Here is a 26,956-nt window from a genome sequence, read left to right on the forward strand (position 1 = left end):
TGAACGCTAGCATATCAGACTAAGCATTTCAAGACATTTCTGGCCTCCGCCAGCACCCCGTCGAAGGAGCTGTCGGCGACCCGGACGTAGAGCCGGAAGTCCGGCGTAAACCGGTATTTTCCCTTCTCTTTGCGCAAGATGCCGGTGATGGCGTCGGGGGAGACCGGGGTCCTCTCGTGGAAGGCGAGGGCGATCTCGTTGCCGGCGAGCTCGATCTCCTTGACGAGGAGCCGCTTCAGCCCGACGCGCAGGCGCATGATCTCGATGAGGTAGAGCGCCGCCGGTGGGAGCGGTCCGAAGCGGTCGGCGAGCTCCTCCTTGATGTCGTCGATCTCCGCCTCGTCGGCGGGCTGCGTGAGTTTCTTGTAGATCATGAGGCGCTGGTTCGGATCCCTCACGTACTCCTCAGGGATGAAGGCGGGGACCTTGAGCTTGATCTCCGGCTCGACCCGCTCCGGGAGCTCCTCGCCCTTCAAGGTGCGCACCGCCTCGTCCAGGAGTTCGGTATAAAGTTCGAAGCCGACGGCGGCGATGTCCCCGCTTTGCCGTGCGCCCAGAAGGTCGCCGGCGCCGCGGATCTCGAGGTCGTGGGTGGCGATGCGGAAGCCGGCCCCCAGCTCGGTGAGTTCCTGGATGATCTTCAGCCGCTCGCGCGCGTCCGTGGAGATCGATCCTTCTCCGGGGATGAGGAGGTAGGCGTAGGCGCGGGTCTTGGAGCGGCCGACCCTGCCGCGCAACTGGTAGAGCTGCGCGAGGCCGAAGGTGTCGGCGCGGTTCACGATGAGGGTGTTGGCGGTCGGGATGTCGAGGCCGCTCTCGATGATGGTGGTGCACAAAAGGAGGTTGGTCTCGCCGTGCATGAAGGAGAGCATCACCTGCTCCAGCTCCTTCTCGGCCATCTGCCCGTGCCCGACCGCGATCTTCGCCTCCGGCACGATGCGTTTCAGCTCCTCGGCCATGGCGCCTATGGTCTGCACCCGGTTGTGCACGAAGAAGACCTGGCCGCCGCGCCTTAGCTCCCTCATGACCGCCTCGCGGATCAGCTCGTCCGAGGAGCGCGAAACGAAGGTCTTGATGGCGAGCCGGTCCACCGGCGGGGTGTCGATGATGGAGAGGTCACGTATCCCCATGAGCGACATGTAAAGGGTGCGCGGGATCGGTGTCGCGGTGAGGGTGAGGATGTCCACCACCGCCCTGAACTGTTTGAGCCTCTCCTTATGAGCGACGCCGAAGCGCTGCTCCTCGTCGACGATGAGAAGGCCCAGGTCCTTGAAGACGACGTCCTTCTGCAGGAGGCGGTGCGTGCCGATGACGACGTCCACGTCCCCCTTTTTCACACCCTCGAGTATCTCCCTTTGCTGCTGCGCGGTGCGAAAACGTGACAGCATCTCCACGCGGACCGGGTACTCCTTGAAGCGCGCCGCGAAACTCTCCGCGTGCTGCTGGGCGAGGACCGTGGTCGGGACCAGGATAGCCACCTGCTTGCCGTCCAGGGTCGCCTTGAAGGCGGCGCGCATGGCCACCTCGGTCTTGCCGTAGCCTACGTCGCCGCAGACCAGGCGGTCCATGGGGCGGGTGCTCTCCATGTCGGCAATGACCTGGTCGATGGCGGCTGCCTGGTCCGGGGTCTCCTCGAAGGCGAAGGCCGCCTCGAAGGCGCGGTACATGTCGTCGGCCGGGGAGTAGCGGTACCCCTGCTGCACTTCGCGTGCGGCATGGATCTTCAAAAGCTCGGCGGCCATCTCCTCGATCTCGGCGCGGGCCTTCGCCTTTGCCTTCTCCCAGCCGGCCCCACCCAGCTTGTCGAGCCGCGGCTCGATCCCCTCGGCGCCCACGTAGCGCTGCACCAGGTTTATGCGGTCCACCGGGAGGTAGAGCTTGTCTCCGCCTGCGTACTCGAGGAGCAGGAAGTCCCCCTCGAGACCGGTGAGGCTGAAGTGCTCGAGCCCCCGGTAAAGGGCGACGCCGAAGTCGACGTGCACCATATGGTCGCCGGGCTTAAGCTCGGCGAGCGAGGTGAGGAGCTGCTTTTTCTTCGCTTCGGAAATGCCGCGCCGCTTCACCCTCTTGCCGAAAATCTCCTCCTCGGCAACCACCACCAGGCGCTCCTCCTCGAGACGGAAGCCGCGCGAGATCTCGCCGATGACGATCTCGACACGCCCCGGCGGGCGTCCCGCCGCAACCTCGAAGCGGTCGGAGGAGTGCTCCAGCGGCATCCGGTAGTGGGAGAGGAGTTCGTAGAGCCTGCGCGCCTGTCCCGCCTGGTGGCAGGGGACGAGCACGCGGTGCCCGGCCGCGATCCATCCCACCATCTTCTCGGTGAGAGGCGCCAGCACCCGCTCCCCTTCCGGCGTGGCGTCGAGTCTTAGGTCCTGGTTCCCCGCACATTTGAGGCGGAGCTTCTCGCCCCCTTCCCCCTCGATCTCAAGGCGCGGGAACTCGAGGTGGCGCCCGGCAAGAAGGAGGCGCTCGAAGTCGTCGGCCAGGTAGAGTTCGGCGGGGTCGCCCGTGATGGCGTCACGCAGTTCGGCACGCCGGACCGCGCTGTCGAGCTCCTCGCGGAAGCGCTCGGCCGCCTCGCGGATCGCCTCGGGATCGACGAGGACGCGCACCGCCCCTTCGCCTACGTAGTCGAAGACGGTCTGCAGTCCCGGGTGGAAAAGGGGCTGCAGGAAGTCGACCCCAGGCGGGTAGATGGCATGCTGCAACTGGTCGAGGAGCTCCCGGCGCCGGTCCGCGCCGATCCCCAGGTGGTCGCAGCGCCGCTTCAGTCTGGGGGCCAACTCCTTCACCACCTCCGTCGAGAGGATCACCTCGCGGGAGGGGAGCAGCACCAGTTCCGGTAGCGCTTCGAGGGAGCGCTGGGTCACCGGGTCGAAAAGCCGCATGGTCTCGACCAGGTCGCCGAAGAACTCGATCCTGACCGGCATGTCCCGGTCGGGAGGGAAGATGTCGAGGATGCCGCCGCGTACCGAGAAGGTGCCACGGTCCTCGACCAGGGGAACGTGGGAATAGCCGAGCTTCACCAACTTCTCGACCAGGCTTTCCCGCTCGAGTTCCTCGCCCGCCACGAGGTACTGGCACACCCCGCCCAGCGTGTCGCGCGGGATTACGCGCTGCATGGCGCTTGCCACCGGGAGGACGAGGGCGCGGACCGCGCCGTCCATGAGGCGCACCAGGGCGTTCAGGCGTTCCCCCACGATGTCGGGGTGCGGCGAGGCCGCCTCGAAGGGTGTGACGTCCCAGGCGGGGAGGGGGAGCACGGTCTCGGGGTGCGTGGAGAAGAAGCGGAGCTCGCGGGTGATCTCGTCGGCGCTTTCCTGGTCGGCGGTGAGGACGATGAGCGGCGAAGCGTCGCTCGCGGCGAGCCGGGAGAGGAGGTAGGCCGGGGCCGAACCCTCGAGCCCCGTCACGCTCACCTGGCAGGAGGAAGCCGAGAGCTTCTCGCTAAGCTGTTTAAGATACTGCGGTACGGGCATGGTCATCGTCGCGGGGGGGCCTTTCTCTTTGGTGGGTGGAGCGGACAGCACCGGTCGAGCATAGCAAAATCGGGGCCGATTATCCAGCCAGTTGCGCCGCAAACTTTTGCCGCGGACCCCAAATAAAGGTAAAGAAAAAAATGGAGCCGCCGAATAGCTCTGTGAAGGTCGGAAAACGGTGTAAGTACAAACCTTCATTAAGGATTGGTGAGCCTATGAAACAAGAAGATGTCCTACACTCCGACGTGATCAACTACTTCACCACGGAGTTTGCCGCACTAGAGGAACGCCTCAAATCGGGGGGGCTGGACGACTACCGGGAGCGCGTGCTGGTGAGCCGCAAGATCAGTGAGGCGGTGCACCTGCTCTCCCCGTACGTCAGGAGCGATCCGAGGGCGCGCCACCTGGTGAAGGACGCCGAGGCGCTCAGGATGGAGCTCCTGTCGGTGCGTTCCATCATCGCGAAGCAGCTCCTGAAAAAGGAGAAGCAGTCCCTGCTGCAGGCTATCTTCATGCGCAAGAAGCGGCGCGGCCCGGATGAGCTGGCTGGTTGACCGGAGCGTCCTGGTGCCGGGTCCGGCGCACAGCTTCTGCCGGGGCTGCCGGTGTATTTCGTCCCCATGAAGAATTCACTTTACAATTAACTCGGCGTGTATTATATATCTCCTCCTTGCTGTGGAGAGATGTCCGAGTGGTTGAAGGAGCACGCCTGGAAAGCGTGTGTACGTTAATAGCGTACCGAGGGTTCGAATCCCTCTCTCTCCGCCATATTTATATTTACCCTTTGTGGATAGACCTGATAGCTGGGTCCCGCGCAACGGAAGGTTATGAACCCCGTCAGGTCCGGAAGGAAGCAGCGGCAGTAACCGCCCCCGTGTGCCGCGGGGTAGCCCAGCTATCAGCTCTTTCCGCAACCCCCCTGCCCCCCAAGCCCCACGCGAAACCATGAACCACTTGTTGCCATAGAGGTACGCCGCCTTGTCCTATCTCGTTCTCGCTAGAAAATGGCGCCCCCAGACCTTCAGCGACCTGGTCGGCCAGGAGCACGTCAGTCAGACCCTGAAAAACGCCATCGACGGCGGCAGGGTGGCGCATGCCTTTCTCTTCACCGGCGCACGCGGCGTCGGCAAGACCAGCTCCGCGCGTATCCTCGCCAAGGCGCTCAACTGCGAGAGCGGGCTGACCGTCGAGCCATGCAACAGCTGTGCGACCTGCCTCGAGATCACCGACGGGAACTCGGTCGACGTCTTCGAAATCGATGGCGCCTCGAACACCGGCGTCGACGACATCCGCGAACTGCGGGACAACATCAAGTACCTGCCGTCCCGCTCGCGCTACAAGATCTTCATCATCGACGAAGTGCACATGCTCACCACCAACGCCTTCAACGCGCTGTTGAAGACGCTGGAGGAGCCCCCGCCGCACGTCAAGTTCATCTTCGCCACCACCGAACCGCACAAGGTCCCGATTACCATTCTCTCGCGCTGCCAGCGTTTCGACTTCAAGAGGATCGCGCTGCCGCGCATCGTCTCGAGGCTGCGCTACATAGTCGACCAGGAGGGGGTGCAGATCTCGGACGAGGCGCTCGCCGTGGTGGCGAGAAAGGGCGACGGGAGCATGCGCGACTCGCTCTCCACGCTCGACCAGGTGCTCGCCTTCTGCGGCGATTCCGTCACCGATGCCGACGTGGCCGCGCTGCTGGGCGTCGTGGACCGGCGTCTCATAATGGACGGTTGCCGCGCGGTGCTCGACTCCGACGTGAGGGGGGCGCTCGAGATCGTAGCCCAGGTGGATTCTTTCGGCTACAGCATGCGCCAGTTCTGCCATGAGCTCATCAACCAGTTCAGGAACATCGCCATCTTGAAGGCGGTGGGCGAGCCGGGTGAGCTTTTGGAGCTCTCCGATGCCGAGCTCGCCGAGCTGCGCGGTTTCGGAGAGAAGAGCGCGCAGCAGGACTTGCAGCGTCATCTGAGCATCCTGCTGAAGAGCGAGGCCGAGATGGCCCACGCCGGTTTCCCGCGCCTGATCCTGGAGATGGCGCTGATGAAAATGGCGGCCCTCGCGCCGGCGATCCCCGTGCAGGAGCTTCTGCGCCGGTTGGACACCCTGGAGCAGGGAGGCCCGGTGCCGCAGCGTGTCGAAGCGGCGCGCCCGTCCGCCCCGGCGGCACGTCCGGCGTCGCAGCACGCCGCCCCGGCGCGTCCCGCAGCCGCCCCCGTTGCAGCGGCGTCTACGCCGCCGTCCCATGCTTCCCATAACTCCCATGCTTCGCATTCGGCCTCGCCAGCCCCGGTACCCCCGGCAGCTGCAGCCGCCAGTTTCGCCGGTGCCGCCACCGCCGACCTCTGGAGCGGTTTCGTCCGCGCCGTGAAGGCGAAGAAACCTATGCTTGGCGGCGCGCTGGAGGAGGTCTACCCGGTGCGGGTATCCGAGGGGCACCTGGAGATCGGCTGCCTGCAGGGGAGCTTCCAATTGACCCGCCTGCAGGACCCCGACCAGGTCAACGAGCTGAAGGGGCTTGCCCAGGCACACTTCGGGGTGCCGACCCAGATCAAGGTGGTCGCGCTCAGTGCTCCTCCCTCCGATGCCGCCCCGACCCTTTCGGAAAAAAAAAGCCTTGAAGATGCCGAGCGAAAGGCAACCCTGAGGCGCGAGGCCGAGGCGCACCCGCTGGTGGCCGCCGCGGTGGAGATGTTCGACGGCGAAATCGCCGAGGTGCAGGAATTACCGCGAAAAGAAGTGGCAAAATCATAACGATGTTCCGCGGTACGCTGCGACAATAAAAGATAAATTGGAGGATAAGATGTCTAAAGGTTTGGCGCAGATCATGAAACAAGCGCAGATGATGCAGCAGAAGATGGGAAAGCTGCAGGAAGAGGCGGCGGAGCGCACCGCCGAAGTGACCACCGGCGGCGGTGCCGTAACGGTGGTTGTTAACGGCAAGAATCAGGTGCTTTCCCTGGTCATCAAGAAAGAAGCGGTTGATCCGGAAGACGTCGAGATGCTGCAGGACCTGGTGATGACCGCCGTGAACGAGGCGCTCAAGAAGGTGCACCAGGCGATGTCGGAAGAGATGAGCAAGATCACCGGCGGTCTGAGCATTCCGGGACTGTTCTAGGTACTTGGCGCCCGCGCGGCGCCTGACGTAAGGGAGAGGGTGTATGCCGATTGGTGTGCACCCTCTAATTATAGAAATCTTCGATCAAAATTTTTTTGGTAAAAATAACCAGTAAAAACTTGTTTTATCCGTGGTGGGAATATGCTACATTTTTCGGGCTCGCTGACCAGGCTGGTGGGGGAATTGAAGAAACTGCCTGGCGTCGGTGAAAAAAGTGCCTTGCGGCTCGCGTTTCATCTGCTTAAATATCCCGGTAATATCGAGGCGTTAGCCGAGAGCCTCGTGCAGGTGAAGGAAAGGGTCCGTTTTTGTTCCGTCTGTTTTGCCATCACCGAGGACGATCCCTGCTGGATCTGCTCCGGTGAGCGGGACGCCGCCACGCTCTGCGTGGTCGAGGAACCGCAGGACCTGCTCGCACTGGAGAGAAGCCGTGCTTTTCGCGGCCGATACCACGTGCTGCAGGGTGCTCTTTCACCGTTAAACGGCGTTACACCGCGTGACCTCAGGATCGCAGAGCTTATGCAGCGGCTTGAGGGGGGCGAGGTAAGGGAGGTGCTGATCGCCACCAACTTCAGTGTTGAAGGGGAGGCGACCGCTCTCTACCTCACCAGGATGATCAAGCCTCTGGGGATCAAGGTGACGCGTCTGGCGCACGGCATCCCCATTGGAAGCGATCTGGAATACGTGGATGCGGCGACGGTGCAGCGGGCGGTGGAGGGACGGTCGGAGCTGTAAGCCGACGTCCGATGGAAATGTAGAACGATCTTTTACCGTAAAGCCAATGCAAGATTTTCAAACTACAGGAGGAAATCAATGTCCCGCAGAATGGTAACAATCGACGGTAACACCGCGGCAGCCCACGTGGCCCACGCCACCAACGAGGTGATCGCTATCTACCCGATCACCCCTTCTTCCGTCATGGGGGAGATCTCGGACGAGAAGAGCGCCCGGGGCGAGAAGAACATCTGGGGGACCGTCCCTTCGGTCGCCGAGATGCAGTCGGAAGGTGGCGCCGCCGGTGCCGTGCACGGCTCCCTGCAGGCGGGCGCACTGACCACCACCTTCACCGCGAGCCAGGGGCTCCTGCTGATGATCCCGAACATGTTCAAGATCGCCGGTGAGCTCACCTCGACCGTATTCCACATCTCCGCCCGCGCCATCTCCGCGGCCGCGCTCAACATCTTCGGTGACCATTCCGACGTCATGTCGGCCCGCTCCACCGGCTGGGCCATGCTCTGTTCCAACAACGTGCAAGAGGTCATGGACTTCGCCCTGATCTCCCAGTCCGCGACCCTCAGGGCCCGCGTCCCCTTCATGCACTACTTCGACGGCTTCAGGACCTCCCACGAGGTGCAGAAGGTCGAGGAACTCACCTTTGACGACATGAGGGCCATGATCACCCCGGAGCTGGTCCAGGCGCACCGTGACCGTTGCATGACCCCGGACCGCCCGGTGATGCGTGGCACCGCCCAGAACCCGGACGTCTACTTCCAGGGTCGCGAGACGGTCAACCCCTACTACCCCGCCTGCCTCACCATCGTGCAGGAGGAGATGGACAAGTTCGCCAAGGTGGCCGGCCGCCAATACAAGCTCGCCGAGTACGTGGGCGCCCCGGACGCCGAGCGCGTCATCATCGTGATGGGCTCCGCCGCCGACACCGTCCAGGAGACCATGGCCACCCTGAACGCCGCCGGCGAGAAGGTAGGCCTCTTGAAGGTCCGCCTCTTCAGGCCGTTCCCGGTCGCCGCCATCGCCGCGGCGCTCCCCGCCTCCGTGAAGAAGATCGCCGTACTCGACCGCACCAAGGAGCCGGGCTCCCTGGGCGAGCCGCTCTACCTGGACGTTCGGACCGCGATCGGCGAGGCGATGGGCGACGGGCTCACCAACTTCAAGCAGTACCCGATCATCGTCGGCGGCCGCTTCGGCTTGGGCTCCAAAGAGTTCACCCCGGGCATGGCCAAGGGGGTCTTTGACAACCTGAAGCTCGACAAGCCGAAGAACCACTTCGTGGTCGGCATCATCGAGGACGTGACCAACTCCTCCCTCGAGTACGATCCGAAGTTCGTGAACCCCTCCGCCGGCACCTACGCCGCCATGTTCTATGGCCTGGGCTCCGACGGCACCGTGGGCGCAAACAAGAACTCCATCAAGATCATCGGCGAGACCACCGACAACAACGTCCAGGCTTACTTCGTGTACGACTCCAAGAAGGCGGGCTCGGTGACCACCTCGCACCTGCGTTTCGGCAAGAACCCGATCCACGCGCCGTACCTGATCGACCAGGCCGACTTCGTCGCCTGCCACAACTTCTCCTTCCTAGAGAAGTACGACATGCTGGCGAACGCGAAGGAAGGAGCCACCTTCCTCCTCTGCTCCCCCTTCGAGCACGACAAGGTGTGGGACTCCATGCCGGTCGAGGTGCAGCAGCAGATGATCGAGAAGAAGCTCAAGTTCTACGTGATCAACGCCATCGAGCTCGCCGAGAAGCTGGGCCTTGGCGCCAGGATCAACGTGATCATGCAGACCGCGTTCTTCAAGATCTCCAACATCATCCCGCTCGACACCGCCATCGCCGCGATCAAGGACGCCATCAAGAAGTCCTACGGCAAGTCCGGCGAGAAGGTCGTCGAGATGAACAACAAGGCGGTGGACGCAGCGCTCGAGAACATCTTCGAGGTGCAGGTACCAGCTACCGCCACCAGCGCGCTCAGAAAGCCCCCGGTCGTCGGCGCCCACGCCCCCGACTTCGTCCAGAACGTAACCGCCACCATGATCGCAGGCCTCGGCGACCAGCTCCCTGTCTCCAAGATCCCGGCCGACGGCACCTTCCCGACCGCGACCTCGCAGTACGAGAAGAGGAACATCGCCGTCGACATCCCGGTATGGGACGAGGCCCTTTGCATCCAGTGCGGCATCTGTTCCTTCATCTGCCCGCACGCCTCCATCAGGATGAAGGTGTACGACGCCGACAAGCTCGCCGGCGCACCGGCCACCTTCAAGTCCGCCGATGCCCGCGGCAACGAATTCAAGGGAAAGAAGGCCTCCGTCCAGGTAGCCCCCGAAGACTGCACCGGCTGCGGTGCCTGCGTGGCGAACTGCCCGGCCAAGTCCAAGGATGATCCTAAGCACAAGGCGATCAACATGAAGTTCCAAGCGCCGCTCAGGGTTTCCGAGGCGGCCAACTACGACTTCTTCCTCAACATCCCCGAGACCGACCCGAGCCTCATCAAGGTCGACACCCTGAAGGGTAGCCAGCTGGCACGTCCGCTCTTCGAGTACTCCGGCGCCTGCGCCGGCTGCGGCGAGACCCCGTACCTGAAGCTCCTCTCCCAGCTCTTCGGCGACCGCGCGCTCATCGCCAACGCCACAGGCTGCTCCTCGATCTACGGCGGCAACCTGCCGACCACCCCGTGGGCGAAGAACGCGGACGGGCGCGGCCCGGCCTGGTCCAACTCGCTCTTCGAGGACAACGCCGAGTTCGGCTTCGGCATGAGGCTCGCCGTTGACAAGTTCAACCAGGCCGCCCAGGAGCTCCTGGATCAGGTCTCCCTCCCGGCGGAACTCGTCGCGCAGATAAAGGGTGCCGACCAGCAGAACCAGGCCGGCGTCGAGGCGCAGCGTGCACGCGTCGAAGAGCTGAAGCAGGCGCTCGCAGCAAGCAAGGAGCCGGCGGCGCAGCAGCTCCTCTCCCTCGCCGACTACCTCGTCAAGAAGTCGGTCTGGATCGTGGGCGGCGACGGCTGGGCCTATGACATCGGCTACGGCGGCCTCGACCACGTCATCGCCTCGGGCAAGAACGTGAACCTCCTCGTGCTCGACACCGAGGTCTACTCCAACACCGGCGGCCAGGCCTCTAAGTCGACGCCGATGGGCGCGGTGGCGCAGTTTGCCGCCGGCGGCAAGCCGCAGGCCAAGAAGGACCTCGGCATGATCGCCATGGCCTACGGCAACGTGTACGTCGCCAAGGTCGCCCTCTCCAACCCGGCACAGTGCGTCAAGGCGTTCATCGAGGCGGAGGCCTATGACGGCCCGTCCCTTATCCTCGCGTACAGCCATTGCATCGCGCACGGCATCGACATGGCCACCGCGGTAGAGACCCAGAAGCGTGCGGTCGCCTCCGGCCACTGGCCGCTCGTCCGCTACAACCCGGAGCTCGCCGAGCAGGGCAAGAACCCGCTCGTCCTCGACAGCAAGGACCCGAGCATCTCTCTCGAGGAATACGCCTACGGAGAGAACCGCTACCGCGTACTGAAGAAGAACAACCCGGACGCCGCCGCTGCACTCATGGCGCGCTCGGCGGAACTCACAGCACGCCGCTTCGATCTGTACAAGCGGATGGCTGAAATGGAGTTCGAGAAATAAGAAAGAAATCTAACAAAAGCGCTTGACAGGGACCAGACCCGTGCTTAAACTCTTTACCAGTGCCGGGGATGGTCCCGCTTATCACGAAAGAGTAGTAACAGGAGAAGTCGTAATGGCTAAAGGTGTAGTTAAGTGGTTCAATGACAGCAAGGGTTTTGGTTTCATCGAGCAGGATAACGGCGAGGATGTGTTCGTACACTTCTCCGCCATCCAGTCCGACGGCTTCAAGTCCCTGGCAGAAGGCGATTCCGTAACTTTCGACGTGCAGCAGGGGCCGAAAGGTCTCCAGGCGGCCAATGTAGTCAGGGTTTAAAGCTACCTTTAAACGACAAAAAGCCCCCGGATTTTCCGGGGGCTTTTTTTTGTGCGCATCGTCTGCGCCGCTATTCGATGCAGGTGCCGACCGAACCGGAACGGCAGATGGTCTTGTCGGTCCAAAGTGCCCCCTCCAGCTTGGCACCCGCCATTCGGGTTCCCCTGAGGCGCGCCTGGTTCAGCGAGGCGCCGCGCAGGTTGGCGCCAGTCAGGTCGGCGAGCTCGAGGTCGGTCTCCGCGAGGTTTGCCCGCTCCAGATTCGCGGACTGCAGGTTGGTGCGGTTGAATTTGGCGCCCGCCAGGTCGTAACCCACCAGGTTGAGGCCGCTTAAGTCGGCACCGGAGAAGTCACGCGTGGAGGAGAGGATCCTCTGCACCTCGGGCTGGGTCATGCGCCGGTCCGTGACCTTCGCCTTGACCGCCGCGCTCCCCCCCTTGCCCTTCGCGCTTCTCTTACCCTTCGCTACCTTTTTTTTCTTTCCCTTGACCTGCTTTTTGCCGCCTTTCTTTTTGCTGACCTGGGCCGCGGACTTCCCCGACTCCACTTCTTTGGCGAGGGCGGCCAGCTTCGCCTCGGCCGCCTTTAGGGTCTGTGCCTCGGCGTTGTCCTTGGCCGCATTATCTTTGGCGGGTGCTTCCTTGGCGGGAGCGGGCGCAGGGGCGTCGGCCCCCAGTGCAGGTGCGGGATAGGTCGCGGCCAGCCAGGCGGCGAGGGTGATGCGTGCGATATGCGCTGCAAAAGGGCGGTTCATAAGCGCCTCCGTAACGTGTTCCGACTCCCCGGATCGGTCCCGGGGGTGTGCTTGTTCCCTTATCGGCAGGGGTGCGAAAAAACTGAAAGGTGTTTACCTTGTGGTATGGACGATATTCTCATTATAATGGAGGTGCCGTCCCGACAATAAGCGGGGCGGTGTGCTATATTTAACAGTCGCGCGCCCGGCGCGCCACGCAGATAATTTTCATCGGGAGCATCATGGCAACGAACAAGATCATCGTAAAAGGTGCCTGCGAGCACAACCTCAAATGCATCGACGTAGAAATCCCGCGCGACCAGCTCGTGGTCATCACCGGCATATCCGGTTCGGGGAAATCGACGCTCGCCTTCGACACTATCTACGCGGAAGGGCAGCGGCGCTACGTCGAGTCCCTCTCCGCCTACGCCCGCCAGTTCCTGGAGCAGATGGAGAAACCGGACGTCGAATCGATCGAGGGGCTCTCCCCGGCCATCTCCATCGAACAGAAGACTACCAGTAAGAACCCCCGGTCGACGGTGGGAACCGTCACAGAAATCTACGATTACCTCCGCCTGCTCTTCGCCCGCATCGGCAAGCCGCACTGCTACAACTGCGGCCGGCTCATCACGTCGCAGACGGTGTCGCAGATGGTGGACCAGATCGCGGCGCTCCCCCAGGGGGCGAAGCTGACCCTGCTCTCCCCGATCGTGCGCGGCAGGAAGGGAGAGTACAAAAAGGAACTGGCGCAGCTTAGAAAGGACGGCTTCGTAAGGGTCGTCGTCGATGGCGAGACTCACGACCTCGCCGAAGAGATCACCCTCGACAAGAAGAAAAAGCACGACATCGACATCGTGGTGGACCGCCTGGTGGTGAAGCCGGGCTTCGAGAAGCGCCTCGCGGATTCCCTGGAGACCGCACTCTCCCATGCTGAGGGGATCGTGAAGGTGGCGCTCTCCGAGGATGAAAGCCGCGGTGTGAAGGCCGAGACCCACCTCTTCTCGGAGTCGGCGGCCTGCATCGAGTGCGGCATCTCCTATCCCGAGATGACCCCCCGCATGTTCTCCTTCAACAACCCTTACGGCGCCTGCCCGGACTGCACCGGCCTTGGCACGCGCATGTACCTCGACGCCGAGCTGGTCATCCCGGAGCCGGAGCTCTCGCTCGCCGACGGCGCCATCGCCCCCTGGGAGAAGCGCTTCTCCGGGTGGTACCAGCAGACGCTTTCCGCACTTGCTAAGGCCTACGGCTTCGACATGCACGCACCCTTCAAGAGCCTCTCGAAGAAGGCGAAGGACGTGATCCTGAACGGGTCGCAAGGAGAGCAGGTCGAGTTCTGGTGGATCGACGAGACCGGGAAGAAGCACAACTACAAGAAGGCCTTCGAAGGGGTGCTGAACAACCTGGAGCGGCGCCATCGCGAGAGCGAATCGGAGCAGGTGCGCGAGGAGCTCGAGAAGTACATGGGGGTGATGCCGTGCCCGACCTGCGAGGGGGCGCGCCTCAAAAAGGAGGCGCTCCACGTGACGGTGGGGGAGAGAAACATCCGGCAGGTGACCGCGCTTTCCATCAAGGACTCCCTCGCCTTCTTCGCAGCGCTTTCCCTCACCGACAAGGAGGAGGACATCGCGCGCAGGATCCTGAAGGAGATCCGGGAGCGCCTGCACTTCCTGGTCAACGTAGGGCTCGACTACCTCTCCCTGGACCGCTCCTCCGGGACACTTTCAGGGGGTGAGGGACAGAGGATCAGGCTCGCGACCCAGATCGGCTCCTCGCTCGTAGGTGTCCTCTATATCCTCGACGAGCCCTCCATCGGGCTGCACCAGCGCGACAACGGGCGTCTACTCTCGACGCTTCGGCACCTGCGCGACATCGGCAACACGGTGCTCGTCGTCGAGCACGACGAGGAGACCATCACCGAGGCGGACTGGGTCATCGACATGGGGCCGGGGGCCGGGGTGCACGGCGGCGAGGTCGTGGCCGAGGGGACTCCGGCCGAGATCATGGCGAATCCGCACTCCCTTACCGGCCGCTACCTCTCCGGCGCGCTCACCATCCCGATACCTAAAAAGCGCAGAAAAGGGAACCGCTTCCTGCACATCGAGGGTGCGGCGGAGAACAACCTGAAGAACGTGAGCGTCGACGTGCCGCTCGGGGTGATGACCTGCATCACAGGCGTTTCAGGTTCGGGGAAGTCGTCGCTCATCATCGACACCCTGTACAAGACTCTGAATCAGCGCCTCTACAAGAGCCGCGAGAAGGCGGGGGCGGTGCGGGCGATCCGCGGGACCGAGGTGCTCGACAAGGTCATCAACATCGACCAGTCCCCGATCGGGCGGACGCCGCGCTCGAACCCGGCGACCTACACCGGGCTCTTCACCGAGATCCGGGAGATCTTCGCCCAGCTGCCAGAATCGAAGGTGCGCGGCTACAAGCCAGGGCGCTACTCCTTCAACGTGAAGGGGGGGCGCTGTGAGGCCTGCTCCGGGGACGGCATCATAAAGATAGAGATGCACTTTCTCCCCGACGTGTACGTGGAATGTGAGGTCTGCAAGGGGGCCCGTTACAACCGCGAAACACTGGAGGTGCGCTTCAAGGGGCACTCCATCGCCGAGGTCCTGGACATGACGGTCTCGCAGGCCCTCGTTTTCCTGGAGCACATCCCGCGCATCAGGACGAAGCTGCAGACCCTGGAAGAGGTAGGGCTCGGCTACATAAAGCTCGGCCAGTCGGCCACGACCCTCTCCGGCGGCGAGGCGCAGCGCGTGAAGCTCGCCAAGGAACTCTCAAAGCGCGCCACCGGGCGCACCATCTACATCCTGGACGAGCCGACCACGGGCCTTCATTTCGCCGATATCGCGAAGCTTTTGGAGGTGCTGCACAAGCTCGTTGAGGCGGGAAACACCATCGTGGTGATCGAGCATAACCTGGACGTCATCAAGACGGCGGACTGGATCATCGACCTAGGGCCGGAAGGCGGGGACCGCGGCGGTGAGATCATCGCGGTCGGCACCCCGGAGCAGGTGGCGCGCGTCGAGCGCTCCTACACGGGGCAGTACCTCGCGAAGATGCTCCCCTAGTCGACGGGGACGGGGAGGAGACCATGGCGGGCGGAGAAAAATGCAGCCACACCCCTGAGGAAAGGACAGGGTGCGCCGCCTGCCTGGAGGAGGAGTCCGAGCCTTTCTGGTGCGGCTCCTGCAACAGGGGGGTCCCGCAGAAACGTTGTCCGTACTGCGGCCTGAAGGCCCGCAAAAAGAAGGGATAGCCAAACACGTTTTAACGAGAAAGTACGTTATAATCTGCTCATTGTTTTTCTAGCGGTGTACGGAAGGAGCTTCTCATGTGCAACGCATCGCTTATCAAGATCATGTTTTTCCTGTTGCTGCTGACACAGGTCGGCTGCTCCAATCTACTCCCCAGAACGAAAGCGATCACCGAGTCGCCGTGGCAGGAGTACGAAGCGGCGAAGGCGTCCTTTGACAGCATCGTCGTCGGGAAGACCACAGTGGAGGACCTGCAAAAGATGGGGTTCGACATCAAGTCTTCCCCCAACATAAGGGTCCTCAACTACCTGGACATCGCCGCCATGCTGCAAGGGCTGCCGGCCAAGGACATCGACCCGGGGCTGCAGGCATGCCTGAGGGCGCGCGAGGACTGCCGTGCCTACGTCTTCGAGCCCAAACGCAACTACAGCAAGCGGGTCGGCAACTTCTGGCTCGATATCTTGAACTTCAAGCGCAAGACCCACGAGACCGGCTGGCGTTTCAAGGCGCTCGTCGTCTTCGTGAACCATCATGTGGCGTACAAGCTTTCCAGCGGCGAACCCAAGATCGACCAGATGACGGACCAGGTTAATCCACTCGGGCCGCTGCAGGCGCCTGCCGACATGATCACCAGGGCGCTCTTCTAACAGGACCGAGAAAACGGTTACACAGCCTGCAGCGTGACGGACGTTGCAGGCTTTTTTATGTCCATACGTCGAGGCCCATGGTTGCCCGACTCATCTCTTGGTTCCCGCCGCAATTGATGCTATTGTGCATCGGTCAAAATCACGCAGGAGAGTCCTATGCATGACGCGCAGCACCCGTTCCATACCCTGAACCCGAACTTCATCATGGACGCCGTGGAGAGCCAGGGGTTTCGCTGCGACTGCCGCACCTCGGCCCTCAACAGCTACGAAAACCGCGTCTACCAGGTGGGGATAGAGGAGGAAAAGCCGCTCATCGTCAAGTTCTACCGGCCCGGGCGCTGGAGCGACGACCAGATCATCGAGGAGCACCGCTTCACCCTCGAACTCGCCGGGCACGAGCTCTCAGTGGTGGCCCCATGGCTGAACCAGGCCGGTGCGAGCCTTTTCCACTACAAGGGGTTCCGCTTCGCGCTCTACCCGCGCCAGGGGGGGCACGCACCCGAGTTCGACAACGACGCGAATCTCCTGATCCTCGGCCGCATGTTGGGCCGTATCCACAGTATCGGGGCGGTGCGCCCCTTCGAATGCCGCCCCGCGCTCACAAGCGGCGACTTCGGCTACGCCAGCGCTGCCTTCATCGCCGAGCGGTTCATCCCGGACGAATACCGCGAGAGCTATCAGGCGGTGACCCGGCAGCTTTTGCAGGGGATCGACGACGCCTTCGCCTCGGTACCACAGCTCGCCTGTGTCCGGGCTCACGGCGATTGCCACGCCGGGAACATCCTCTGGCGCGACGACGCCCCCCATTTCGTCGACTTCGACGACGCGCGCATGGCGCCGGCGGTACAGGACCTCTGGATGATGCTCTCGGGAGACCGGCCGCGCCAGCTGGCACAGCTTGCCCAGCTCGTCAAGGGGTACCGCGAGTTTTACGACTTCAACCCGGCCGAGCTGCGCCTCATCGAGCCCCTGCGGGCGCTGCGCATGATGCATTACAGCGCGTGGCTTGCCCGGCGCTGGGACGATCCCGCTTTCCCAGTCGCCTTCCCCTGGTTCAACACTGTGCGCTACTGGGGCGAGCATCTGCTCCAGTTGCGCGAGCAGCTGGCGGCGCTGGATGAGCCGCCGCTGGAACTTCCCTGACCTTCAAGAAAAAAGAGGCGACCCATTGGGCCGCCTCTTTTTTTACACGTCGCACCGTACCGCGCTAGCGGGACTTCTTCTCCAGTTCCTGGTCCAGGTGTTTCAACTGCTCGATGCGCTGGCTCAGTTCCTCCATCTCGCGGTTGAGCGCTTGGTTGCTGGTGCGCAGGGCGCGGTTTTGTCGTTTCTGTTCTTCGGCCAGGTTCACCAGGTCGGTTACCGGAGCCGCCAGCAGGGTCCATTGGCTCGCCGGATACTCCTTCTTCAGCCGCCGCAAGAGGCGCTGCGCCTGCGCCGATGCGGGACGGTCCGCCTTGGTTTTCATGGTCAGAAGGGCCAGGCGGAAGAGTGCCTCGTCGGTCACTCCCGCCACGCCGGGTGCGTTGCAAACCGCGGTCAGAAGTCCGGCGGCACCGGTAGCGTCTCCTTCCTGGAGCAGCGTCGTCGCCCGTGCGAGCTGGCGGGATCCGCTGTAGCGGTCGAAAAGGTTCGCCTCCCCGGTCCGGGTGCCGGCGCACCCTCCGCAGAATAGGAGGATCAGGATGAGTAGCAGCGTCTTTCTCATGCCTTCTCACTTTCCGGGGTCCCGATCAGGTAGGTGCTCCCAGTCTTCCCCTTGGCGCGGTCCTTCACCTTGGCTGCGGCCCTCGCGATCTCGACGGCGGAGGCGAACTGGTCCCTGCCGCAGACGATCACCGCGATTGAGATGGTCATCACGGGGAAGAAGCGATGTACGCCGTAGCGGTCGCTCCCTTCGATACCGCCGGCCCTCAGGTCTTCGGGGGAGTAGTGTTTGGCCACCTCGGCATTGAAGCTGCGGATCACTTCGTCGCAGACTGGCGTCACCCGGTCCACCGGGATCACCATGACGAAGTCGTCTCCCCCCACGTGCCCGACGAATCCCTCGCTCCCCCCGTTTTCTTTCACCGCGGCCTGGATCAGATCGCCGGTGAGGCGGAGCAGCTCGCTCCCCTTTGCGTAGCCGTAGTGGTCGCCGTACGGCTTGAAGTTGTCGAGGTCGGCGTAGCAGAAGGCGAAGGGCGCGCCGCTTTGCAGGCGTTCCTCGAGCACACGCTCTATCGCTATGTTCCCGGGGAGCCGGGTGAGCGGGCTTGCGTCGAGGCTCATCTGTTCGAGTACCTTGAGCCGCGCCGCCATTTTGGTGAAGTCGCGGGCGAGGTCGCTGATCTCGTCGCCGTAGGGGACCTCGGGGCGGTAGTCGAAGTCACCGGCGGCGATCCGGTGCGTGGCGCTTTGCAGCTCCCTGATCGCCCCGAAGGTGCGGTAGGTTACCACCGGGGCGACGCCGATGGCGAGGAGAAAGCCGGTGCAGGAGATGGCGATGGTCCACCAGACGGTGCGCTTCTGCTGTTCGTCGGCGCGCGCGAGCACCACCTTCAGCTTGTCCCTGCGTTTCAGGTAGCTCGTGTCGATGGCGTTCAGTACCCTGAGTGCCGGGGTGCGTAGCGCTCCGTTGCCCGCCGAGTGCCCGGAGAAGAGCTTTTCCGATGCCTTCTGGTATTCGATATAAAGCCGCTTCAGCTCTTTGAGGTCGGAGGTGGGGGGCGTCCGCTCCAGCATAGTGAGGCTTGCCTGTGCCTCGGCCTGCCGCTGGTGAAAGAGATCTATGAACGCGGGGTCCCTGAGGATGATGTACTTCCCGGCGAAACTTTCCTGTGCCAGTAACGAGGAGCGTAACTCGATTAGGGCGCCGATGACGGGTAGCTCGTTGTTGGCGATATCACGGGAGATGTTGGTGCTGCGGTAGATGTTGTAGGAAGAGAAGACCAGGGCCGCGGCGGTGAAGAGCGCCATGGCTGCGTAGCCTGCCGTTATCTTCTGGATCAGGGTCAGGTTGGACAGACTGAACCGGGAAGATGTTCTTGTGCTGGCTGTCTCAGACATGGGTATAGATATTAGGGCACGGCACCGGCAAAGTCAACGTGGCGGTTGCTGTCAGTGGTGTGATGCGAGACGGCACTGGGACAGTACCCTGGTTGCCGCCTCTTCGAGTGTCTCGTCGTTCAGCAGTATGACGTGGTGAGCATGCTTCTGATACAGTGCGAAGCGCCGTTCGTACAGCTCATCCAGACCGCCTTCACTCATCCCGACGATGCCGCGCGGTGCTTCACTTGCTATGCGCTCATGCAGTTTTTGAACTGGGAGGGCGAGGAAGACGATAGTGGAGATTGAGGCGAGGTGATGCATGGCGGGCTCAGAATAGACTACGCTTCCCCCGGTGGAGATGACGGCGTGGCCGTCAGGGGCAAGCGCCAGCACGGTCTCCTCCTCGACCCGGCGGAACTCCTCGGCATTGAGCTCGTCGACCACCGCCTGCAGGTTTTTTCCAAAGCACTGCTCGATGCAATGATCGGTGTCGATGAACTCCCAGCCGAGCCGCGCGGCGACGGTACGCCCGATGGCGCTCTTGCCGGAGCCTGGCATCCCTATCAAGGTGAGTCGTTCCATGTAACCCCCAGCGGCGTGTGTGCGCCGCTTCTCCGCACGAGGCCTGGACTCCGGGATTACTGCCGCGTCGGCAGCAGTGTCGCCTCCAGCAGGGCGCGCAGTGCCTTGTCGCTTCCCGCCTCGCGATTGACGATCGCCTTGCGTTCCCGGCGGGAGATGAGGATGCCAAGGTGCTCGGCGGCCTCGACGGTGCCGCCCGCGATGGAGGCGGAGAGCTGACACAGGATCTGCACCGGCAGCCCATTTCGGTACCCCTGAACCAGTTTCCCGATCTCATCGTGGCGCTGCTCGTAGTTCCAGGTCTGGTAGACCTCGTCGCCCAGGTTGTTCAACTTTCCCTGTATGCCGCTCAGCTTTTCAAGCATGCTCGTTTCTCCTGTGCGCCTCCCGTGGGCGCCTATTTCTTGTGTTCGTGGCTGAAGATGTGATCCCTGCAGTAGCCGTATTGCCCGTTGCACTTGGGGCAGTAGCGGAAGTCCATGTCAGGGTGCGTCTTCTCAGTGATGCCGCAGGTGGTGCAACGGTGCACCAGCACCTCTTCGCGCGGGGCGAAGCGCACCTTCTTAGCGATCTGCCTCTTGCCGTGGCGCAGGTTCAGGTAGATGTCGTGCGCGAAGAAGATCAGGTAGTTGGCCGTGGCGGCAAGCACCATGACCCGGGCGGGCCACCCCCCGAAGACGAGCTGGTAGGCGTAGCCCAGCCAGGTGAGAAGCGCGAGCCACTTGATGCGCACCGGTATGATGAAGAAGAGCAGTATCTGGAACTCCGGGAAGAGCGTCGCGAAGGCGAGGAAGACCGAGCCTGCCAAGAAGGCGTTACTCACCGGGTACGCCGGTATCAAAAAGGACGCCAGGAAGGTGATCAGGCACCCCAATAGGAGGTAGATGTTGTACCGGAAGGCGCCCCAGTGCTCCTCAAGGGTAGAGCCGAGCATGTAGAAGAAATACCAGGCGATCAGGGTGAATATGAGGCTGGAGTTGGGCGGGTCGAACGGGATGGTGAAGATGCGCCACCATTCCCCCGACATGAAGAGGTCGGCGGAGAAGTAAGTCGCCATCCGGTCCAGCTTCCCCGTCATGTACATGAGGTAGAAGAAGGATTGCCCCGCGATGAGGTAGATGGTGAGATTCGGGATGGCGTAGCGGCCGAACTTCCGGTCCAGTCGGTCAATTATCTTCATGGCGCTCGAGATGTTCCTTTGCTTGCAGTTGTGTGGGGTGGTCCGTGCCTGAGCTGCGAATCGCTTTGCCGGTCGCCGCTGCGGCCTTCCCCGGGAATCTGAGCGCCATGAGGGCGTCTCGGTCGTCGGGGGTGATGATCTGCAGCGTCGCCAGCTCGTCCAAGTCCACGGGGCGGGCGTGTTCTACGGTGAAGGCGAAGTCCTCGGTGTCGAAGTCGGAGCCGGGCCGGTAAGTGCTGCGCACCAGCGCCTGCAGCGCCGTGGGATGTGCCGCCATGTGCGCGCGCCAGGCGTCGCGCTGCTCCTGTTTCATCCCGTAATACCAGATGTGATGAGAGAACTCGTGCAGCATGAGAGAGCAGAGCTGGTCACGGGTGTACTCCTGGTAGAGGTTGCGGTAGATCACTTTCGAGTCGCGTCGGTACGCACCGAGATGGTCCTTCACCTCGCTCGGCATCATGACCTCGTCGAAAGAGGGACCGGAAACACTCAGGGTGCTGCGCTGCGGGTCGTAGCGGTCGAAGAGAAGACGAAGAAACGGGTCCTCATGGGATAGTTTCTTCGCCAAGTCCCCCTGCCCGAAGCTGACCGGGACATAGGTCGTGCTGCAGCCGGCCAGCATGAGCGCGAGCAGCAGCATGGACAGTTTTTTTACGACAGGGTGCATTAGGACTCCCGGGGGGCGGCGCTGCCGACACGGCGGAAATGTAACACATTACCGCCGGACAGCGCAACCAAACGCGCTGGGGCCATCTTGTAAAGCCCTCACATAAATGAATGCTGTTGATTATTCGTTTTACCTCCCCTAAAATGTGCCGTTAAAAACCAAGGGGAAACAGTGACGCGCGTCCTACTCATTGCAGACACCGAAAGGGTGCAACGTATCTTCCAGTCCATGGCGGAGCAGGGTTCCCTGCAGTTGCAGACCGCCTCGACCCTCCCCCTGGGAGAGCTCGAACTTACCGCCTCTTCCCCCGAATTCACCTTCGTGCAGAGCCGCATCTCCGGTTTTTCCGGCGATATCCTACTGCGTCATCTCGACAAGATGCTCCCCTCCGGCGGGAAGCTCGTGCTTTTGGCCGGTGACAGCGAGGACGCCGCCCAGGCCAAAAGGCAGGGGAGGACCTCACTCGACCTCACCATGACCGATGCCTTCCTGGAACGCAGCGTAGCCGCGCTTCTGGCCGGGATTGCGCTTCCGGAGCCGCCGGGAAAGGAGCTGCCGGTAGAGGATACACCCGCGCAGGAGCCGCAAGCTCCGGAGCCGCAGGTATTGGAAACCGCAACGGCAGCAAAGCGTACGACCGCGAGGACCAAGGGGGGCGCGCCCGTACCTGATGCGACGGCAGTAGCCGCGGGGAAAGAAGCGGGCCCCCAGGACGAGGAGGAGGTCGAGACGCCTGCCTTCGTTCCGTTTCAGCCGAAGGCCTGGGAGCCGGCGGCGTTCACTCCCAAAGCGCCGGAACCGGAAGTGTCAGAACCGAAGGTAGCCGAGGAGTATCCCGAGGTGCCGCGCGCCGCTGGGAAGGCGGCAGCCTCGGCATTCGAGGAGGTCATGCAGCGGGCCGAGACGGACATCGCGCCGATAGATGCCTCCATGCTCGAGGTGGAGGACCACGTCGAGGTAGGCAGGAAAGTGGTGGACGCGGCTTCGCGGCAAACGCCGTCAACTGCTGCCGCCGCTGACGAAACTATGGTGGTGGGTGGAGGATATTACGCCGGGGAGACCGTGGCTGAGGCGCTTCGCAAGGCCCAGCAGACCAAGCGGCGCAGGCCGTACCTCTTTATCGTGCCGGTGCTGCTTCTTCTCGCCGTGCCTTTGGTTTCCTACCTCGCGGGGAAGATTTCGGCCCCTCCTGAAAAGCCTGTGGCTAAGCCCGCATCGCCCCACAAGCCCGGGAGCGCTCCCGCTGGCGGGCAGACTGCTCCGAAGACGGCAGCACCGGTGCAAAGCCCAGCGCCTGCGGCGCCACCCGCAGCAAAGGTGCCCCCCGCGCAGCCTGCTCCGTCCGCTCCCGTCCAGCCGCAGGCAGCGCCTAAAAAGGGAATCGAAAAGCTCCCGGAGATGCTGGAAGGGACCAAGCTGGACGCCGAGTACGGCAGGAAAAATCCAGGATGGGTGCGCTACGTCGGCCTTAGAGCGGAGTACAAACTCTTCAAGGAGAACAACCTGTACCGGGCCATCCAGGTGATACCGGTTTCCGGCGGGGTCATCTCCGATGACCTGTTCAAGAGGGTGCTGAGGCAGTTCGGTGCCGTGGAGAGCTACCGCGTCGAGTCGAGCGTCCCGAAAGACGGGTACGTCATCGAGCAGTGTTCCGCCCCCGGGGACCTGGCGCTCACCATATACCGCCACAAGGACAGCAGCAAGATTAAGGCCCTGGTGGTCTATTACCGTTGATATGAGGCTACCGATGATCCATGCCAAAAAGGGAGCGCTCCTTGCCGCCCTCCTTCTGCTTCCCGCCCAACTGAACGCGGCCTCGCCTGAATTCCAGATCGATCTGAAGGAACTGGAGCGGCAACAGCAGCCGGCGCCGGCCAAGCCGTCACCCAAGCAGGTGCCGAAGAGCAAGAAACAGGCTCCCGTAAAGAAGGAGCCGAACGCAAAGGCGGCCCCGTCGGCGAAGAAGGTCCGTCCCGAGACGGCACAAGGGGAGTACGTTCGTTACACGGTGCGGCCGGGGGACCACATCTTCAAGATCCTGGTAGCCCGGTTCGGCCTGTCCAACGAACAGGCGGAACGCCTCATCCCTTCCATCGTCGAGGTAAACGGCATACGCAACATCAAGTCGCTTGAGGTCGGGAAGACTCTGCTGATCCCGGCGGCGGCGCTCCATGAGCACGCGCCGAAGGCTGCTAAAGAGGCGAAAGAGGCGAAGGAGGCGAAGGAGGCGAAGGAGGCGAAGGAGGGCAGGGAGAAGAAAGTTGAGTCCGCCAAGATGCCGGCACCTGCTCCCGCGGCGGCTCCCCGGGCCCCCGAGCCTGTTGCCGAGGCACCACGTGCTCCGGAGTCTGTCGTTGTAGCTCCGCAGGCACCGGCCGCTAAACCGATTCCCGCACCAGCTTCTAAACCGGCTCCTGTGTCCACACCCGTACCTGCGTCGCCCCCGGCTCAGGCTCAGGCTCAGGCTCAGGCTCAGGCTCAGGCTCAGGCTCAGGCTCAGGCTCAGGCTCAGGCTCAGGCTCAGGCACCGGCACCGGCTTCAGCACCTAAAGCGACTCCGGCCAAGGTGGCGCCGGCCCCGCCTGCCATCCCGGCCGTCCCGCAGGCTACCACGTGGGTCTGTCCGGTGAACCAGCATGATACGGCGAGTATTGTCGATTCTGTACTGAACGCGCTTTCCGCAAACTGGAGCCGCAACAGGATCATCCATTCCGGTGACGGCGCAGCGACCCCCTTCAGCATCAGGGTGGACCGTTCTTTCGAGTACAAGGGTGGGCGCTACATCGTCAGCATAGGCGAGAGCGACCCGTACAACTACACCCTGATCAGGATACTGGAGACGGCGGGGTACCGGGCGCTCATGCTGGGCGGGAAAGAGGATTTCAAAGTCGTAGCCGAAAAGCTGTTCAAGCTGGTGGGGTTGACGGCGGGCTACGGTGAGCACCAACTACAGGAGGGGGTGCGGGGATCAGGATTCCTGCTGCAGCAGGACGATGCGGCGGGGAAACGTGTGCTGATCACCAACGCGCCGCCCCCTGCCGGGTACAAGTGGGCCATGCCCAAAGGGTGCGGCGCAAAATAAGAAGAGATCAAGGGATGGGGATCGCCGAGCGTTCCCCTTCTTCCGTATAGTAGCCGATGTTGTCGTTCGACATCGCGTTGTCCTGCGGTGCGGGAATCTCCGGGAGGGCCGTCTTCGCGGTGGTTTCAGCAGGCTGCGGTTTTTGCTGCAGCACCTCTTTCGGGGCGGGAACGCTAGCCTTCACCTTCGCCTTGAACTCCTCGGCCTTCCCCTGCGCCGCATCGTCTACCCAGCCGTCCACCTTCTGCCGCACCAGCGCTTCTATGCTGTCCTTGAGCGGCGTGTAGGCCGCCTCCTGCTTCACCGGCTTTACGCGCTGCAACTGATCAAAAACTCGCTTCGAATAACGGTCCCGCTTGTCCGGTGTCTGGCTGTTGTAGCAGCCGATTGCCTTCCAGTTGTAGCCGTACTTCTCTATGCACATGGAGAGGATCCATGCGCCGGTCTTGACGCTGTTGCACGGGTCGCCCAGTGAGTTCCAGCGCTGCTTGCCGATGGTGGAGGCCCAGCTGGAATTGATCTGCATCAGGCCGAAATCGTAGGTTCCGTTGGTGTTGTAGTTGACTGCGGCGGGGTTGAAGTTGGATTCGACCTTGGCGATCGCCCGCAGGATCTGCGGGTTGATGCCGTACTCGATGCCAGCTTCCTCGAAACAGAAGGCCGAGGCGTCGGTTGTCAGCGCCAGGGTCAAGGCGGCAGCCGCATAAAGCAGTCTGGCTTTACCCATCTTCAAGTTCCTCTTACGTGGGGTAGGATCGGTGCCCGGCCGGGTGGCCGGAGCACGACCCGGTCCATAATACATTTTCCGCGGTGCCGTGTCACCCCCCTAATGTTCCGCGCTCCGACTCCCCCTCCTTGCCGGCTCCTTCGCCGACTTCTCGAAACCAAACAAAAAGAAGGCCCGACCTTGCGGCCGAGCCTTCTCGTTTCTTGCTATGGTAGCGCCGGAACTAGATCAGTCCGTGGGCAACCATGGCCTTGGCTACCTTGATGAAGCCGGCGATGTTGGCGCCGTTCACGTAGTTGCCGGGGGTGCCGTACTCCTCGGCGGTCTGGTAGCAGGTGTCATGGATGTTTTTCATGATCTGGGCCAGACGCTGCTCGGTGTACTCGAAGGTCCACGCGTCGCGGCAGGCGTTCTGCTGCATCTCGAGCGCAGAGGTGGCAACGCCGCCGGCGTTCGCAGCCTTGCCCGGGCCGTAGGCGATGCCCGCCTCGAGGAACACCTTGACGCCTTCCGGGGTGGTCGGCATGTTGGCGCCTTCGCCGACGGCGATGCAGCCGTTTTTGATCAGGGTGGCGGCGTCCTTGCCGTTGATCTCGTTCTGGGTCGCGGACGGCATGGCGACCTGGCAGGGGATCTCCCAGATCTTGCCGTTTGCGACGTATTTCGCGTCCTTGTGGTACTTGGCGTAGTCCTCGATGCGACGACGCTCGACTTCCTTGAGCTGCTTAACCAGGTCGAGGTCGATGCCTTTCTCGTGGTAGATGACGCCGTTGGAGTCGGAGCAGGTGACGCACTTGCCGCCCAACTGGTGGATCTTCTCGATGGTGTAGATGGCGACGTTGCCGGAGCCGGAAACCGAGCAGGTCTTGCCCTCGAAGGAGTCCTTGCGCACCTTCAGCATGGCGTCGACGAAGAAGCTGGCACCGTAGCCGGTCGCCTCGGTGCGTACCAGAGAGCCGCCCCAGTCGAGGCCCTTGCCGGTCAGGACGCCGGGCTCGTAGCGGTTGGTAATGCGCTTGTACTGACCGAACATGTAGCCGATCTCGCGCCCGCCCACGCCGATGTCGCCTGCCGGGACGTCGGTGTGCTCACCTAAGTGACGGTACAGTTCGGTCATGAAGCTCTGGCAGAAACGCATGATCTCGTTGTCGGATTTGCCCTTCGGATCGAAGTCGGAACCACCCTTGCCGCCGCCGATCGGAAGGCCGGTCAGGGAGTTCTTGAAGATCTGCTCGAAGCCGAGGAACTTGATGATCCCGAGGTAGACGGAGGGATGGAAACGGAGGCCGCCCTTGAAGGGGCCGAGAGAGCTGTTGAATTCCACGCGGAAGCCGCGGTTGATATGCACGTTGCCGGCGTCGTCCTGCCAGGGCACCCGGAAGATGATCTGGCGCTCCGGCTCACAGATCCTCTCGATGATCTTGCGCTCGGTGAATTCGGGGTGTTTCACCAGGACCGGTCCCAGCGACTCCAGTACTTCGCGGACGGCTTGGTGAAACTCCACTTCGCCCGGGTTTCTCTTCAGCACTTCTTGGAAAATCGGTTCTACTTTCTCGTCAATCTGTGGCGACATACATCCTCCTTGGTCATGAATGAGTGCATTTGATCACTCTTTAATCAGCATAGAGAGAGGAACTCCCAGCTTCTGCCTGAAATGTGGACTCCTCTATGCACGAGATGAACCATTTTTGTGCATATATGCAAATAAATTAGGCATGCAGTGGGAAGTGTGCTGAATTTAGAGGCAAAACACGGGTGGGGGCTGTGTGT

Annotated in this window: 22 protein-coding genes, 1 tRNA gene and 1 other RNA gene; 14 read left to right on the forward strand and 10 right to left on the reverse strand. The window is 62.6% G+C overall.

The features are described 5' to 3' along the window. Positions 1-14: 14 nt before the first annotated feature. Entirely contained in the window at positions 15-3,485 is a 3,471-nt protein-coding gene (gene mfd / locus E8K79_RS14660; RefSeq protein ID WP_136515352.1) for a transcription-repair coupling factor, read from the reverse strand. Between the two features lie 209 nt (positions 3,486-3,694). Here mfd and E8K79_RS14665 point away from each other — a divergent pair, with 209 nt between their 5' ends. The 8 genes from E8K79_RS14665 to E8K79_RS14700 all read left to right on the forward strand — a co-directional run bounded on the left by E8K79_RS14665 (position 3,695) and on the right by E8K79_RS14700 (position 11,272). Continuing rightward, entirely contained in the window at positions 3,695-4,033 is a 339-nt protein-coding gene (locus E8K79_RS14665; protein WP_135868834.1) for a hypothetical protein, read from the forward strand. Between the two features lie 123 nt (positions 4,034-4,156). Then, positions 4,157-4,247 (forward strand) — tRNA-Ser (locus E8K79_RS14670). Between the two features lie 33 nt (positions 4,248-4,280). Continuing rightward, an RNA gene (ffs, locus tag E8K79_RS14675) (signal recognition particle sRNA small type) lies at positions 4,281-4,379 on the forward strand. Between the two features lie 78 nt (positions 4,380-4,457). Next, positions 4,458-6,233: a DNA polymerase III subunit gamma/tau gene (gene dnaX, locus E8K79_RS14680; RefSeq protein WP_136515353.1), complete on the forward strand. Its 1,776-nt coding sequence runs from the start codon at positions 4,458-4,460 to the stop codon at positions 6,231-6,233. 49 nt (positions 6,234-6,282) lie between these two features. Then, positions 6,283-6,597 carry a YbaB/EbfC family nucleoid-associated protein gene (locus E8K79_RS14685; RefSeq protein WP_135868832.1) on the forward strand — a complete coding sequence of 105 codons (315 nt, stop codon included), beginning with the start codon at positions 6,283-6,285 and terminating at the stop codon, positions 6,595-6,597. 141 nt (positions 6,598-6,738) lie between these two features. Next, entirely contained in the window at positions 6,739-7,332 is a 594-nt protein-coding gene (gene recR, locus E8K79_RS14690; protein ID WP_135868831.1) for a recombination mediator RecR, read from the forward strand. A 78-nt stretch (positions 7,333-7,410) separates the two neighbouring features. Next, entirely contained in the window at positions 7,411-10,959 is a 3,549-nt protein-coding gene (nifJ, locus tag E8K79_RS14695) for a pyruvate:ferredoxin (flavodoxin) oxidoreductase (protein ID WP_136515354.1), read from the forward strand. A 112-nt stretch (positions 10,960-11,071) separates the two neighbouring features. After that, positions 11,072-11,272, forward strand: a complete 201-nt coding sequence (locus E8K79_RS14700) for a cold-shock protein (RefSeq protein ID WP_135868829.1) — start codon at positions 11,072-11,074, stop codon at positions 11,270-11,272. Positions 11,273-11,342: 70 nt separating this feature from the next. Here E8K79_RS14700 and E8K79_RS14705 read toward each other — a convergent pair whose 3' ends face one another. Continuing rightward, on the reverse strand, positions 11,343-12,026 hold the full coding sequence (locus tag E8K79_RS14705; protein WP_136515355.1) for a pentapeptide repeat-containing protein: 684 nt from the start codon (positions 12,024-12,026) through the stop codon (positions 11,343-11,345). A gap of 221 nt (positions 12,027-12,247) precedes the next feature. Between E8K79_RS14705 and uvrA the strand changes: the two genes are divergently transcribed. From uvrA to E8K79_RS14720, 4 genes are all read left to right on the forward strand, one after another. Beyond that, complete coding sequence (gene uvrA, locus E8K79_RS14710) at positions 12,248-15,085, forward strand: excinuclease ABC subunit UvrA (RefSeq protein WP_136515356.1); 2,838 nt, start codon at positions 12,248-12,250, stop codon at positions 15,083-15,085. A 23-nt stretch (positions 15,086-15,108) separates the two neighbouring features. Continuing rightward, on the forward strand, positions 15,109-15,273 hold the full coding sequence (locus tag E8K79_RS21320) for a hypothetical protein (RefSeq protein WP_198419825.1): 165 nt from the start codon (positions 15,109-15,111) through the stop codon (positions 15,271-15,273). 75 nt (positions 15,274-15,348) lie between these two features. Further along, positions 15,349-15,918, forward strand: a complete 570-nt coding sequence (locus E8K79_RS14715; RefSeq protein ID WP_136515357.1) for a hypothetical protein — start codon at positions 15,349-15,351, stop codon at positions 15,916-15,918. A 156-nt stretch (positions 15,919-16,074) separates the two neighbouring features. Continuing rightward, positions 16,075-17,061, forward strand: coding sequence for a serine/threonine protein kinase (locus E8K79_RS14720; protein ID WP_136515358.1), 987 nt, complete (start codon positions 16,075-16,077; stop codon positions 17,059-17,061). 64 nt (positions 17,062-17,125) lie between these two features. Here E8K79_RS14720 and E8K79_RS14725 read toward each other — a convergent pair whose 3' ends face one another. Genes E8K79_RS14725 through E8K79_RS14750 form a run of 6 tightly spaced genes read right to left on the reverse strand, consistent with a single transcriptional unit; the run spans position 17,126 to position 21,377 of the window. Continuing rightward, positions 17,126-17,626 (reverse strand): hypothetical protein, encoded by a 501-nt coding sequence (locus tag E8K79_RS14725; RefSeq protein ID WP_136515359.1) that lies wholly within the window; start codon positions 17,624-17,626, stop codon positions 17,126-17,128. Next, positions 17,623-18,966, reverse strand: a complete 1,344-nt coding sequence (locus tag E8K79_RS14730; RefSeq protein ID WP_136515360.1) for a GGDEF domain-containing protein — start codon at positions 18,964-18,966, stop codon at positions 17,623-17,625. Before E8K79_RS14730 ends, E8K79_RS14725 begins: the two co-directional genes overlap by 4 nt. A gap of 51 nt (positions 18,967-19,017) precedes the next feature. After that, positions 19,018-19,530 (reverse strand): shikimate kinase, encoded by a 513-nt coding sequence (locus E8K79_RS14735; RefSeq protein WP_136515361.1) that lies wholly within the window; start codon positions 19,528-19,530, stop codon positions 19,018-19,020. 56 nt (positions 19,531-19,586) lie between these two features. Next, on the reverse strand, positions 19,587-19,895 hold the full coding sequence (locus E8K79_RS14740) for a hypothetical protein (RefSeq protein WP_198419826.1): 309 nt from the start codon (positions 19,893-19,895) through the stop codon (positions 19,587-19,589). A 32-nt stretch (positions 19,896-19,927) separates the two neighbouring features. Further along, positions 19,928-20,710: a rhomboid family intramembrane serine protease gene (locus tag E8K79_RS14745; RefSeq protein ID WP_136515362.1), complete on the reverse strand. Its 783-nt coding sequence runs from the start codon at positions 20,708-20,710 to the stop codon at positions 19,928-19,930. After that, complete coding sequence (locus E8K79_RS14750; RefSeq protein ID WP_136515363.1) at positions 20,697-21,377, reverse strand: hypothetical protein; 681 nt, start codon at positions 21,375-21,377, stop codon at positions 20,697-20,699. The genes E8K79_RS14745 and E8K79_RS14750 overlap by 14 nt, the downstream gene beginning before the upstream one ends. 171 nt (positions 21,378-21,548) lie before the next feature. Between E8K79_RS14750 and E8K79_RS14755 the strand changes: the two genes are divergently transcribed. Together E8K79_RS14755 and E8K79_RS21135 are read left to right on the forward strand one after the other, a co-directional pair. After that, complete coding sequence (locus E8K79_RS14755; RefSeq protein WP_136515364.1) at positions 21,549-23,111, forward strand: hypothetical protein; 1,563 nt, start codon at positions 21,549-21,551, stop codon at positions 23,109-23,111. A 13-nt stretch (positions 23,112-23,124) separates the two neighbouring features. Continuing rightward, entirely contained in the window at positions 23,125-24,459 is a 1,335-nt protein-coding gene (locus E8K79_RS21135; protein WP_162604671.1) for a LysM peptidoglycan-binding domain-containing protein, read from the forward strand. Positions 24,460-24,466: 7 nt separating this feature from the next. Here the strand turns inward: E8K79_RS21135 and E8K79_RS14775 are convergent, their stop codons facing one another. Then, entirely contained in the window at positions 24,467-25,186 is a 720-nt protein-coding gene (locus tag E8K79_RS14775) for a lytic transglycosylase domain-containing protein (RefSeq protein WP_136515367.1), read from the reverse strand. A gap of 223 nt (positions 25,187-25,409) precedes the next feature. Continuing rightward, entirely contained in the window at positions 25,410-26,759 is a 1,350-nt protein-coding gene (gene gdhA, locus E8K79_RS14780; protein WP_136515368.1) for an NADP-specific glutamate dehydrogenase, read from the reverse strand. Positions 26,760-26,956: the final 197 nt, after the last annotated feature.

Origin of the sequence: Geomonas edaphica (assembly GCF_004917075.1) — a bacterium.
Classification (GTDB): domain Bacteria; phylum Desulfobacterota; class Desulfuromonadia; order Geobacterales; family Geobacteraceae; genus Geomonas; species Geomonas edaphica.

Bases quoted from the DNA above. Each gene is read 5' to 3' on its own strand.
- E8K79_RS14750 (WP_136515363.1), bottom strand. From the start codon at position 21,377: ATGCACCCTGTCGTAAAAAAACTGTCCATGCTGCTGCTCGCGCTCATG.
- E8K79_RS14745 (WP_136515362.1), bottom strand. From the start codon at position 20,710: ATGAAGATAATTGACCGACTGGACCGGAAGTTCGGCCGCTACGCCATC.
- E8K79_RS14735 (WP_136515361.1), bottom strand. From the start codon at position 19,530: ATGGAACGACTCACCTTGATAGGGATGCCAGGCTCCGGCAAGAGCGCC.
- E8K79_RS14720 (WP_136515358.1), top strand. From the start codon at position 16,075: ATGCATGACGCGCAGCACCCGTTCCATACCCTGAACCCGAACTTCATC.
- uvrA (WP_136515356.1), top strand. From the start codon at position 12,248: ATGGCAACGAACAAGATCATCGTAAAAGGTGCCTGCGAGCACAACCTC.
- E8K79_RS14715 (WP_136515357.1), top strand. From the start codon at position 15,349: ATGTGCAACGCATCGCTTATCAAGATCATGTTTTTCCTGTTGCTGCTG.
- E8K79_RS14685 (WP_135868832.1), top strand. From the start codon at position 6,283: ATGTCTAAAGGTTTGGCGCAGATCATGAAACAAGCGCAGATGATGCAG.
- gdhA (WP_136515368.1), bottom strand. From the start codon at position 26,759: ATGTCGCCACAGATTGACGAGAAAGTAGAACCGATTTTCCAAGAAGTG.
- E8K79_RS14730 (WP_136515360.1), bottom strand. From the start codon at position 18,966: ATGTCTGAGACAGCCAGCACAAGAACATCTTCCCGGTTCAGTCTGTCC.
- E8K79_RS14725 (WP_136515359.1), bottom strand. From the start codon at position 17,626: ATGAGAAAGACGCTGCTACTCATCCTGATCCTCCTATTCTGCGGAGGG.
- E8K79_RS14775 (WP_136515367.1), bottom strand. From the start codon at position 25,186: ATGGGTAAAGCCAGACTGCTTTATGCGGCTGCCGCCTTGACCCTGGCG.
- E8K79_RS21320 (WP_198419825.1), top strand. From the start codon at position 15,109: ATGGCGGGCGGAGAAAAATGCAGCCACACCCCTGAGGAAAGGACAGGG.
- E8K79_RS14740 (WP_198419826.1), bottom strand. From the start codon at position 19,895: ATGCTTGAAAAGCTGAGCGGCATACAGGGAAAGTTGAACAACCTGGGC.
- recR (WP_135868831.1), top strand. From the start codon at position 6,739: ATGCTACATTTTTCGGGCTCGCTGACCAGGCTGGTGGGGGAATTGAAG.
- E8K79_RS21135 (WP_162604671.1), top strand. From the start codon at position 23,125: ATGATCCATGCCAAAAAGGGAGCGCTCCTTGCCGCCCTCCTTCTGCTT.
- E8K79_RS14705 (WP_136515355.1), bottom strand. From the start codon at position 12,026: ATGAACCGCCCTTTTGCAGCGCATATCGCACGCATCACCCTCGCCGCC.
- E8K79_RS14700 (WP_135868829.1), top strand. From the start codon at position 11,072: ATGGCTAAAGGTGTAGTTAAGTGGTTCAATGACAGCAAGGGTTTTGGT.
- nifJ (WP_136515354.1), top strand. From the start codon at position 7,411: ATGTCCCGCAGAATGGTAACAATCGACGGTAACACCGCGGCAGCCCAC.
- mfd (WP_136515352.1), bottom strand. From the start codon at position 3,485: ATGACCATGCCCGTACCGCAGTATCTTAAACAGCTTAGCGAGAAGCTC.
- E8K79_RS14665 (WP_135868834.1), top strand. From the start codon at position 3,695: ATGAAACAAGAAGATGTCCTACACTCCGACGTGATCAACTACTTCACC.